This is a genomic window from Aquabacterium sp. (assembly GCF_021768455.1).
Lineage (GTDB): Bacteria > Pseudomonadota > Gammaproteobacteria > Burkholderiales > Burkholderiaceae_C > Aquabacterium.
In genome coordinates this window covers 1-10,077 of the sequence record NZ_JAIZVX010000023.1, presented here as the reverse complement: position 1 = coordinate 10,077, position 10,077 = coordinate 1, and the positions used below count along the sequence as shown (strand labels likewise).

At 67.8% G+C, this 10,077-nt stretch carries 12 protein-coding genes; 3 read left to right on the top strand and 9 right to left on the bottom strand.

What is annotated here, in order from left to right:
• Positions 1-4: 4 nt before the first annotated feature.
• The 8 genes from QZ994_RS05105 to QZ994_RS05070 form a co-directional block, all read right to left on the bottom strand.
• Positions 5-328 carry a hypothetical protein gene (locus QZ994_RS05105; protein ID WP_290869137.1) on the bottom strand — a complete coding sequence of 108 codons (324 nt, stop codon included), beginning with the start codon at positions 326-328 and terminating at the stop codon, positions 5-7.
• Positions 329-337: 9 nt separating this feature from the next.
• Positions 338-724, bottom strand: a complete 387-nt coding sequence (locus QZ994_RS05100; RefSeq protein WP_290869134.1) for a DUF4440 domain-containing protein — start codon at positions 722-724, stop codon at positions 338-340.
• 12 nt (positions 725-736) lie between these two features.
• Positions 737-1,069 (bottom strand): YnfA family protein, encoded by a 333-nt coding sequence (locus tag QZ994_RS05095; RefSeq protein ID WP_290869131.1) that lies wholly within the window; start codon positions 1,067-1,069, stop codon positions 737-739.
• Positions 1,070-1,111: 42 nt separating this feature from the next.
• Entirely contained in the window at positions 1,112-1,717 is a 606-nt protein-coding gene (locus QZ994_RS05090; protein WP_290869128.1) for an HPP family protein, read from the bottom strand.
• 79 nt (positions 1,718-1,796) lie between these two features.
• Positions 1,797-2,294, bottom strand: a complete 498-nt coding sequence (locus QZ994_RS05085) for a hypothetical protein (RefSeq protein ID WP_290869125.1) — start codon at positions 2,292-2,294, stop codon at positions 1,797-1,799.
• A gap of 7 nt (positions 2,295-2,301) precedes the next feature.
• Entirely contained in the window at positions 2,302-2,700 is a 399-nt protein-coding gene (locus QZ994_RS05080; protein ID WP_290869122.1) for an MAPEG family protein, read from the bottom strand.
• A 139-nt stretch (positions 2,701-2,839) separates the two neighbouring features.
• The gene (locus QZ994_RS05075) at positions 2,840-3,232 is read right to left on the bottom strand and encodes a VOC family protein (RefSeq protein WP_290869119.1); all 393 of its coding nucleotides are present in this window, start codon (positions 3,230-3,232) and stop codon (positions 2,840-2,842) included.
• An 18-nt stretch (positions 3,233-3,250) separates the two neighbouring features.
• Positions 3,251-4,318 carry an ionic transporter y4hA gene (locus QZ994_RS05070; protein WP_290869117.1) on the bottom strand — a complete coding sequence of 356 codons (1,068 nt, stop codon included), beginning with the start codon at positions 4,316-4,318 and terminating at the stop codon, positions 3,251-3,253.
• 136 nt (positions 4,319-4,454) lie between these two features.
• Here QZ994_RS05070 and QZ994_RS05065 point away from each other — a divergent pair, with 136 nt between their 5' ends.
• Both QZ994_RS05065 and QZ994_RS05060 read left to right on the top strand, forming a co-directional pair.
• Complete coding sequence (locus QZ994_RS05065; protein ID WP_290869114.1) at positions 4,455-5,999, top strand: methyl-accepting chemotaxis protein; 1,545 nt, start codon at positions 4,455-4,457, stop codon at positions 5,997-5,999.
• 145 nt (positions 6,000-6,144) lie between these two features.
• Positions 6,145-7,689, top strand: a complete 1,545-nt coding sequence (locus QZ994_RS05060) for a methyl-accepting chemotaxis protein (RefSeq protein ID WP_290869111.1) — start codon at positions 6,145-6,147, stop codon at positions 7,687-7,689.
• Between the two features lie 36 nt (positions 7,690-7,725).
• On the opposite strand, the gene QZ994_RS05055 is transcribed toward QZ994_RS05060, so the two are convergent.
• The gene (locus QZ994_RS05055) at positions 7,726-9,297 is read right to left on the bottom strand and encodes a methyl-accepting chemotaxis protein (RefSeq protein ID WP_290869108.1); all 1,572 of its coding nucleotides are present in this window, start codon (positions 9,295-9,297) and stop codon (positions 7,726-7,728) included.
• Positions 9,298-9,471: 174 nt separating this feature from the next.
• On the opposite strand from QZ994_RS05055, the gene QZ994_RS05050 reads away from it, so the two are divergent.
• Positions 9,472-10,077 (top strand): leucine-rich repeat domain-containing protein (locus QZ994_RS05050; protein ID WP_290869105.1); only part of this gene is annotated, 606 nt, incomplete at its 3' end.

Genomic DNA, 10,077 nt, shown 5'->3' with positions numbered 1-10,077 from the left:
TTGCTCACGACGCTCTGACCACGCTCACCCGCGCCATCCCCTGCCGCGTCGCCGTCTTCACGCTGACCTCGAACACCGCACCCGAAGGCATCCTGCAGCGGCTGCGCACCGCCAGCCAGGGCCCGGTCTGGTCGGTGCCACCATGGGTGGCTTCAGCCTCCAGCACCTCGGCCTGGGCGCCATCGAACAGGCACTCGCCCTGCGCGCCCATCAGGCGGGCGCCCCGTCGCAGCGCATGAGCCTCGGCTTCCAGGCGGCCACGCTGGCTCAGGTAGTACCAGGCGCAGCACCCCACCAGCAGCGCCAACAGCGCCAATTCAAAAAACATGGGCCGCCTTCACAGCACCACCGTGCCCTGGTGGTAGACCATCTGCCAGCCTTGCTCGGTCTGCGTCCACAGCGTGGCACGCTTCGACACGCGCGTGGGCTGGTGCAGGGTGTAGCTGAGCAGCCAGTGCGCCGGACCGACAGCCTGCAGGTAGTGGCCGCTGGTGGACCAGGCCTCGTCGCGGGGCGACCGCTGGCGGGCTTCGAGCACATCCAGCACGTGTGCGCGGCTGTAGGCCACCCCCGAGGCACCCACCTCCCAGAAACCCGGGGCCAGCAGGCGTTCGAAGTGCGCACGGGGCAGGCCCCCATTGGCGGCGTAAATCAAGGGCTCCAGCGGGCGCAGGGCCTCCAGCACGGGCAGCAGCGCGGTGTCGGTCTCAAGGATGGGCGTCATGCTGTGGGCCCTTCAGGCGCTGCGCGGCGCCATCACGATGATGCCCATGCCCAGCAGCGCCACGGCCGCGCCGACCACGTCCCAGGCACTGGGTCGGATGCCGTCAACCGCCCACAGCCAGGCCACGGCCACCGCAATGTAGACGCCGCCATAGGCCGCGTACACGCGCCCCGAAGCCTGGGGATGCAGCGACAGCAGCCAGGCAAACAAGGCCAGGCTCAGCGCGCCCGGTACCAGCCACCAGGCGCTTCGGCCCTGGCTGAGCCACAGGCTGGGCAGGTAGCAGCCCACGATCTCGGCCAGGGCGGTGACGAGGTAGAGGGCAAGGGTTTTGGCTTCAGGCATGGCGTGACATCGCGGTGGGCTCCGCATTGTCGGCGATGCCCCTCAATCCCATCCGCCCCAGAACGGCGAGGGCGGTGAGGGCGCCAGCGGGGAGACCGGGTAGCGGTGCATCCCGGGGTACAAGCGGCTCCACACCACGGCAACCGACAGCAAGGCCAGCAAGCCGGGCAGCACGGTGACCCACAAGGTGGACCAGCCCGCGTGCACATGGATCATCAACATGGGATTGGCCCCGGCCGGGGGGTGCATGGTGCGGGCCAGCATCATCCAGGCCAGGGTCAGGACCTGAGCCAGGGCGTACACCGGCAACGCGTCACCCAGGCACTGGTAGCAGGCGATGCCGATGAACGCGCCCCCCAGGTGTCCACCCAGCAAGGAGCGGGGCTGCGCAGCAGGCGCCTTGGTCAGGCCAAACAGGAACACCGCCGATCCCCCCAGTGAGGCCAGCAAGAAAGGCGAGGCCGGGGGCCCCACACACCACAGCGCGAGCGACACCCCGACGGCCATGCCGATCAGGCACCAGCTCAGCCTGGCCAGATGCCGTCGCCGCTCGGCGTTCATCGTGGCGTGAAACCAGGCGCTCAACCCGGCAGGTGACGGGGCCTCGGCGTTGACGGCTGCGGAGGGCGAACGGCAGGATCGGTCCATGGGGTGCGCGCAGGGCGAAGGCAAAAGCCACCCGCTTGCACGAACCGTGCCTTGATGCCTGCATGGGGGTGGGCACCCCTCATGGCATCACCACCTGCGCCTGGCCCAGCTGCGCCTCGCTGGCCAGCGGCGCCAGCGAAGGGTTGCCCGGGTAGCGCCGCCCGTTGAAGCGCATCAGTGCTTCACCGTGACCGCGTGCGTGCACGATCAGGGTGGCCCAACCGTGGCGGCGCTCACTTGCCAGCACACGCAAGGGCTCGCCCGTCACGCTGCTCACCGACACACGCTGGAAACGACCGCCCACGCCGCGCCACACCAACAGTGTGCAGCCACCCGAGCCGCACCAGTCGGGGCCGGTGAGCAGCACCAAGGCGTCGTCCTGCCCGTCGCGATTGAGGTCGAACAAGGCATGGCGAAAGCCTGACACATCGCCGGCGCCCTGGCTGCGCGCATAGGCCCGGACAGCGGCTTCCAGCGAGGCTGGCGACCGTGACTGGGCCTTGACCAGGCCGGCCTGAAGCGCGACACACAGGCCTGCGACGACCAAGAGCGAGAAGCGGCGGCTCGGGCAGCGCATGGGCGGCTCAGGCAGCGAAGTGCGCGGCCTGACGCCAGAGCAGGAAAGCGCACGAGCCCAGCAGGGCCGTGAAGGTCAGCATCATGCCGGTGATACGGAAGGCAAAGGTCTCTTTCACCTGGCTGACGCCGTAAGCGTGCGCACACCGCCCCAGCAGCAGGCACAGCCCCAGCGCGTGCACCAGCAGCGCGGGCGCCCCCTGCGACTCCACCAGAAAAACCAGCACCAGCACCAGCGGCACGTATTCGGCAAAGTTCGAATGCACCCGCACGGCCCGCAACATCTCGGGGCTGTCACCCGTGCCGATGCCGATCTGCAGCCTGCGGCGCACGCCGATGGTCCGCACGCTCAGGTAGAAAAACAGCAGGCCCAGGAGGGCAGCGTAGAGGGGGAGGATGCTTGGCATGGATTCCTTGAAGCGCGGCTCACTCAACACGAAGGCGACGGATACACCCAGCGGTTCTGGAATCCGTCGTACCTCGGCTGCACCTGCACGCGCATCTTGCAGCCATTCTCATACGACACCGCGCAATCGCCCCTGATCCTCATGCGAGCGCGTCGATGTCGTTGGAAACCTCAATGAGATTGAGGTCGGGGTCGCGAAAGTAGATGGACATGATGGGCCCCAGCGCACCGGTTCGCCTCACCGGCCCCTCCACCACGCTGACGCCTGCGAGACGAAGCTCGTCAACGACCTCATGGATGGGGGTTTCGGTGATCAGGCACAGGTCGATGGAACCCGGAACAGGCTTGTGGGCTTTGGGCTCGAACTCCTTGCCAGCCTCATGCAGGTTGAATTTCTGCTCGCCAAATGAGAGGGCTTTTCGGCCCTCGCCAAAGGTCACCACCGCCATGCCCAGGGCACGCTGGTAAAACTCGGCCGTCACATCGATGCTGCGGACGGTGAGCACGATGTGGTCAATTCGGGAAATCTTCATGGGGCGTCTTCCATGCGCTCAAGGCACCAGCGTCAACAACACGAACGCGGCAAAGATCACCAGGTGCACCGCACCCTGCATGATGGTCGTGCGGCCCTGGGCCATGGTGAGGGTGCCGATGCCGAAGGTGACGGCCAGCAGCACCAGGTCCTTGCCTTCGATGCCCAGTTGCAGCGGCAGCTTGAGCCACACGGCCACGCACACCACGGCCGGGATGGTCAGGCCGATGCTGGCCAGGGCCGAGCCGATGGCCAGGTTCAGGCTGGTCTGCAGACGGTTGGCCATGGCGGCGCGGGCGGCGGCCACGGTTTCAGGCAGCAGCACGAGCAAGGCGATCACCACGCCGATCACGGCCTTGGGCAGGCCATGGGCCTCCACCGCCCCTTCGATGGCAGGCGAGAGCACCTTGGCCAGGCCGATCACGGCCACCAGTGACACCACCAGCAAGCCCAGGCTGGCCCAGGCCTGGGCGGCCGTGGGCGGGTGAGCGTGGGCGTCTACGTCGGCCGCATCGCCCACAGGCAGGAAGTAGTCGCGGTGGCGCACCGTCTGCACGAACACAAACACCAGCCACAGCACCAGCGAGGCCACCCCCGCAAAGGCCAGCTGGGCGGTGCTGTAGGTGCCGCCCGAGGTGGTGGTCGTGAAGGTGGGCAGCACCAGGGTCAGCGCGGCCAGGGCCATGAGGGCGCTGAGCGCGGCGTTGGCACCATCCGCACGGAAGGTCTGCTCGCGGTGCTTGACGCCCCCAATCAGCAGGCACAAGCCCACCACACCGGTGCAGATGATCATCACGGCGGCGTAGACGGTGTCGCGCGGCACGGCAGCGGCCTTCTCGCCCCCGGCCAACATCATGGTGACGATGAGGGCCACCTCGATCACCGTCACCGCCAAAGCCAGCACCAGGGTGCCCAGGGGCTCGCCGAGCTTGTGGGCGATGAGTTCGGCGTGGTGCACCGAGGCCATCACCGCCGCCACCAGGCCCGCACCGATCAGCAGGAGCATGGGCAGACTGCCGCCCAGCCAGCTGGAGGCTCCCAGCAGGACGCTGGCGCCGATGGGTACGAAAAGCGGCCAATTCGCCATGGATGACACCGGTTGCGGGTTGAAATGCAGCCCATTGTAGGAACAAGCGCGCGCGGCACCTCAAGTCAATCGATCACATCCCGATATGAGCGTCAACAGCTGGAATGCTGGCTGTCCAAGACAAAAGGGATTTGCGATGAACGCACTGCGCCAATGGCCCATCGGGGCAAGGCTGGGTCTGGGCTTTGCCCTGCTGATTGCCGCCATCCTGCTGTTGGCAGGCATCACGACCTGGAAGCTCAAGACGGTCAACCAGGAAGTCAGCCATCTGCTGGACGACCGGATGGTCAAGGTGGAGCAGATCACCCGCCTCAAGGACAACGCCAATGTGGTGGCCAGGGCCGTACGCAACATTGCCATGCTGGCCGAGGTGGCCGACCAGAACAAGGAAAAGGCGCGCATGGCCGAGATCCGTCAAGACAGCGACGCGATCTACGCGAAGCTGGAGGCAGGCATCCAGCACGAGGATGGACGTCGGGCGCTTGCTGCCTTGGTCGAGGCGCGCAAACCTTACGTGACGGCCATCAACGAAAGCGTGACCCTCAGCAGCACAGGCCGCCGTGACGAGGCGGCCGCCATGCTCATCACCCAGGTTCGCCCGCTTCAAACCAACTATTTCAAAGCACTGGACGACCTGCGCACGCTGCAGACCCAAAAGATGAAAGCGTCGGCTGCCACGGTGGGCGCGCTGAACGAGGCCGTGATGTGGACCGCTGGCCTCACCGCCCTGACCGCCGCCATGGTGGGCGCAGGCCTGGCCTGGGCCATCACCCGGTCGATCACGCAGCCGCTTCACCAGGCCATGACGGTGGCACAGGCCGTGGCCCAGGGCGACCTGCGCTCGCCCATCCCCGGTGGCGGGCAGGACGAAACCGGCCAGCTGCTGGGCGCCCTGCGCGGCATGAACGACAGCCTGCTGCGCATCGTGAGCCAGGTGCGCCAGAGCAGCGACTCGATCGCCACGGGCACGGCACAGATCGCCACCGGGAACAGCGACCTCTCTCAGCGCACCGAGATGCAGGCCGCCAACCTGCAACAGACGGTGGCCTCGATGGAAGAACTGGCCTCGACCGTGCAGCAAAGCGCCGACACCGCCCGCACCGCCAACCAGCTGGCCCAGACCGCCAGCGAGAGCGCCAGCCGCGGCGGTGCCGTGGTGGCCCAGGTGGTGCAGACCATGGATGGCATCACGGCCAGCTCGCGCAAGATCAGCGACATCATCGGCGTGATCGACGGCATCGCCTTCCAGACCAACATCCTGGCGCTGAATGCCGCGGTGGAAGCGGCCCGCGCCGGCGAACAGGGCCGCGGCTTCGCGGTGGTGGCGAGCGAGGTGCGCACGCTGGCCAGCCGCTCGGCCGAGGCCGCCCGCGAGATCAAGTCCCTGATCGGCCAAAGCGTCACCCAGGTGGAAAGCGGGGCCGCCCTGGTCAACCAGGCGGGTGAGGCCATGGGCGACATCGTGCGGCAGGTCCAGCGCGTGTCCGACCTGATCGGCGAGATCAGCGCCGCCACGCAGGAGCAGACCCAGGGCATTGCCCAGGTGGCCAGCGCGGCCAGCCAGCTCGACGAGGTGACCCAGCAGAACGCCGCCCTGGTGGAGGAATCGGCCGCCGCCGCAGGCAGCCTTCAGCAACAGGCCGGCAGCCTGGCGCAGATGGTGGCAGTCTTCCGCGTGTGATGCACACCGTCCACAACACCCCGCAAACCCGTGCTTATTGCCGCTTTGGCGACGCCGCGGCAGGCCAGACTCAGGTGGTCTGAAACCTGCGCGGCCCGGCTGGGCGGCCGACCGCGCACATGCCCACGTGGCATTGGAGTGCGCCTTGAACTTGAACGATTTCCGCATGGGCCAGCGCCTGACGCTGGGCTTCGGCCTGACCCTGGTTCTGATGGCCGTGCTGGTGGGCGTGAGCTACCACCGGCTGGGCGCCCTCCAGGGCGAACTGCACTACCTGCTCTCGCTGCAGACACGGGCCAACCTGGCCGACAACTGGCGTTCCATGACGGTGCTCAATGCCACCCGCACCATCGCCATGGTCAAGTCCAACAACCACGCGGCGGTCTCGGAACACTTTCAGCCCCTGATCAAGGAAACCTCCGAGCGCATCAGCGCCGTGCAGAAGGAGCTGAGCGGCCTGATCGACAGCGACCAGGGCAAGGCCCTGCTGGCCGACATCGCCCTGCGCCGTGAAACCTATGTGAAAGCCCGCAACCAGGTCTTCGATGCCCTGAAGGCCAAGGACGGCGAAACCGCCATGGCCATGATCGAGGGGCAGATGCTGCCTGCCGTGGCCGCTTACGACCAGGGCATCAGCACCCTGGTCGACTACCAGCGCCAGCGGGTGAGCCAGCGCATCGCCGCCAATGAAAGCGATGTGCGCCGCACCGAGACGCAACTCATCGGGCTCATGGTCACCGCCATGCTGCTCGGCGGCGCGACCGCCTGGCTGATCACCCGCTCGGTGACGAAGCCGCTGGGGCACGTGGTGGCCGAGACCACCTCGATTGCCGAGGGCGACCTGACCCGCGAGATCCGCGTCAAGGGCCGCGACGAGCTCTCCGAGCTGCAACGCGAGCTGCAACTCATGCAGCGCTCGCTGCATCAGCTGGTGAAATCGATCCAGGAATCGAGCGAATCCATCGGGACCGCCAGCTCTCAGATCAGCATCGGCAACACCGAGCTGTCGACCCGCACCGAGCAGACCGCCAGCCACCTGCAGCAAACCGCCTCGGCCAGCGAAGAGCTGACCGGCACCGTGACGCAGACGGCCGAATCGGCCCGCATGGCCAACCAGCTGGCCAACTCGGCTTCGGCGGTGGCGCAGCGCGGCGGCGAGGTCGTCTCACGCGTGGTGAGCACCATGGGCGACATCAGCGAGAGCTCGCGCAAGATCGGCGACATCATCGGTGTGATCGACGGCATTGCCTTCCAAACGAACATCCTGGCGCTGAACGCCGCGGTGGAAGCCGCCCGCGCCGGTGAACAAGGGCGTGGTTTTGCCGTGGTGGCCGGCGAGGTGCGCAGCCTGGCGCAACGCAGCGCCGAGGCCGCCCGCGAGATCAAGAGCCTGATCACCGGCAACGTGGAGCGCGTGGCCGAAGGGCACCGCCTGGTGACCGAAGCCGGCGAGACCATCCAGGAGGTGGTGACCTCCACCCAGCGCGTCAACGACATCATTGCCGAGATCGCCGCCGCGGCCCGCGAACAGGAAACTGGCCTCGCTCAGATCAACCACTCGGTGGCCGACCTGGACCAGATGACCCAGCAGAACGCCGCCCTCGTGGAGCAATCGGCCGCCGCGGCCGAGAGCCTCAAGGAACAGGCCCACAACCTGGTGGGCCTGACGCGCGGGTTCAAAGTGGCCTGAACGCCAGCGCCCCCGTCAGGGCGCTGGCCTGGCCCATCAGGCCGCGGTGCGGAAGGCCGCAACGGCGCGCACCAGCCCTTCTGACTGGTGGTTGAGGCTGCCAGCCGCTGCCGCGATCTGCTCCACCATGGCCGCGTTCTGCTGCGCCGTGGTGTCGATCTGGATCACGGTTTCGCCGATCTGGCTGACACCGGCGCGCTGGTCCTCGCTGGATTCACTGATCTCGCTGACGATGTCGCTGACCTTCTGGATGGCCTGAACGATTTCCGACATGGTGGCCCCGGCCTCGTCGACCAGGGCCGCACCACGGCTGACCTGCTCCACGCTGCCGGTGATCAGCGTCTTGATCTCGCGGGCAGAGGTGGCGCTGCGTTGCGCCAGGCTGCGCACCTCGCTGGCCACCACCGAGAAGCCCCGTCCCTGCTCGCCCGCCCGGGCCGCTTCCACCGCGGCGTTCAGCGCCAGGATGTTCGTTTGGAAGGCGATGCCGTCGATCACGCCAATGATGTCGCTGATCTTGCGCGAGCTCTCGTGGATGCCGCGCATGGTGTCGACCACCTGGCTGACCACCTCGCCGCCCTTGCCGGCGACGGCGCTGGCCCCCACCGCCAGTTCGCTGGCCTGGCGGGCGCTCTGTGCGTTGTCGTTGACCATGCTGCCCAGCACGTCCATGGTCGCCGAGGTCTGCTGCAGGGCGTTGACCTGCTCTTCGGTCCGATGGCTCAGGTCGTTGTTGCCCTGGGCGATCTCGCTGGTGCCGTTGGCAATGGCTTCCGAGGCCTCGCGCACCCGGCCCACGATGTCCGACAGGCTGCCCTGCATGGCGCCGAGCGAGGCCAGCACGCTGCCACGCGGGGCCGAGGCCATGCTGGCCACGGGCTGCAGGTCGCCATCGGCCACGCGCTGGGCCAGCAGGCCGAGTTCATGCGGGTCGGCGCCCAGGTCGGCCATCAGGCTGCGCGTGATCACCACCCCGGCAGCCACGGCCAGGCCCAGGGCAGCGGCACAGCTGACCAGCAAGATGGCACGCTGGCGGGCGGCATAGGCCTCGGCGGCATCGGCCACCTCGTGGGCGCGGCGCTCGGTGAGGGCGGTGTAGTCCTTCAGCACGCCCGAGAACTTGGCCAGCAGGGGCATGCAGTCGGTGTTGAGCACCACGATGGCTTCCTCGTCCTTGTCCTGTGCGGCCAGGGTCGCGATCTTCAGGGCCACCGGGCCATAGCGCGACTCGATCTCGGCCATGTCGGCCACGAGCTTGCGCGCCTCGTCGGACGTGTCTGTTGCGCTCGCAATCATGGTCTGCAGCTGCTTGAGCTGGGTCTGCACCGCCTCGTGGGCCGACTTGACCTCGGCCTGCAAGCGTTCGTGCTCGGCCGGGTTGCTGGCCAGGACCAGATCGCGGGCGGCCAGGGCGCGGCGGTAGACGGCATGGCGCACATGGCCGCTCACCTCGGCGCGGGCATTGACCCCGTGGATATAGGTGGTGAAGTGCTCGGTGCCATGGGTCAGGGCCAGCAGCCCCAGCGTGCCCACCAGCAGCACGAGGGCCGACAAGCCCCCAAAGGCCCAAGCCAGCTTGGCCTTGATCGACGCGTTCCGGAATCCCATGCTCAACCCCATCAGGTGGTGCCCTACACGGATCGCCCCAGGCGGCGTGTTCGAAAGGCAGACAGACAATGGTCATTTTTCGGACAAATACCCGGCGCCTTGAGCGCCACCTGCGTCGACACCACTCTGCCGAACGTGCCATGGGTCACGGTACGGCCGACTAACATCGGGGGCATGACCCACTCCACCCTGCACCGGCTCCAGGCCGGCGAGCTGGCCGGTGCCCGCGAGCTGAAGCTGAGCGCCGACCTGCGCACCGTGCCCGACGCCCTGCGCGACCTGGCCCCCACGCTGGAGGTGCTCGACCTCAGCGGCAACCAGCTCACCACCCTGCCAGACTGGCTGGGCGAGTTCACGCGGCTGCGGGTGCTCTTTGCCTCGAACAATCCCTTCACCGTGCTGCCGCCCGTGCTGGGCAGCCTGCCCGAGCTCAGCATGGTGGGCTTCAAGGCCAACCGGATCACCCATGTGCCGCCCGAGGCCCTGGCGCCCACGCTGCGCTGGCTGATCCTGACCGACAACGCCCTGACCGAGCTGCCCGCGCGCATCGGCCACTGCGCGCCCATGGAAAAACTGATGCTGGCGGGCAACCGCCTGCGAACCCTGCCCGAATCCCTGGCGCAATGCCAGGCACTGGCGCTGTTGCGGATCTCGGCCAACCAGCTCGATGCCCTGCCCGGCTGGCTGCTCACCCTGCCGCGCCTGGCCTGGCTGGCCTGCGCCGGCAACCCCTTCAACGCCGCCGCCGAGTCCCGCGCCCTGGCGCAGGCCCAGGCCACG

What these genes read in the sequence shown, in the direction of transcription:
- QZ994_RS05100 (WP_290869134.1), bottom strand. Translation starts at nt 724, where the DNA reads ATGACGCCCATCCTTGAGACCGACACCGCGCTGCTGCCCGTGCTGGAG.
- QZ994_RS05055 (WP_290869108.1), bottom strand. Translation starts at nt 9,297, where the DNA reads ATGGGATTCCGGAACGCGTCGATCAAGGCCAAGCTGGCTTGGGCCTTT.
- QZ994_RS05065 (WP_290869114.1), top strand. Translation starts at nt 4,455, where the DNA reads ATGAACGCACTGCGCCAATGGCCCATCGGGGCAAGGCTGGGTCTGGGC.
- QZ994_RS05105 (WP_290869137.1), bottom strand. Translation starts at nt 328, where the DNA reads ATGTTTTTTGAATTGGCGCTGTTGGCGCTGCTGGTGGGGTGCTGCGCC.
- QZ994_RS05090 (WP_290869128.1), bottom strand. Translation starts at nt 1,717, where the DNA reads ATGGACCGATCCTGCCGTTCGCCCTCCGCAGCCGTCAACGCCGAGGCC.
- QZ994_RS05075 (WP_290869119.1), bottom strand. Translation starts at nt 3,232, where the DNA reads ATGAAGATTTCCCGAATTGACCACATCGTGCTCACCGTCCGCAGCATC.
- QZ994_RS05080 (WP_290869122.1), bottom strand. Translation starts at nt 2,700, where the DNA reads ATGCCAAGCATCCTCCCCCTCTACGCTGCCCTCCTGGGCCTGCTGTTT.
- QZ994_RS05070 (WP_290869117.1), bottom strand. Translation starts at nt 4,318, where the DNA reads ATGGCGAATTGGCCGCTTTTCGTACCCATCGGCGCCAGCGTCCTGCTG.
- QZ994_RS05085 (WP_290869125.1), bottom strand. Translation starts at nt 2,294, where the DNA reads ATGCGCTGCCCGAGCCGCCGCTTCTCGCTCTTGGTCGTCGCAGGCCTG.
- QZ994_RS05095 (WP_290869131.1), bottom strand. Translation starts at nt 1,069, where the DNA reads ATGCCTGAAGCCAAAACCCTTGCCCTCTACCTCGTCACCGCCCTGGCC.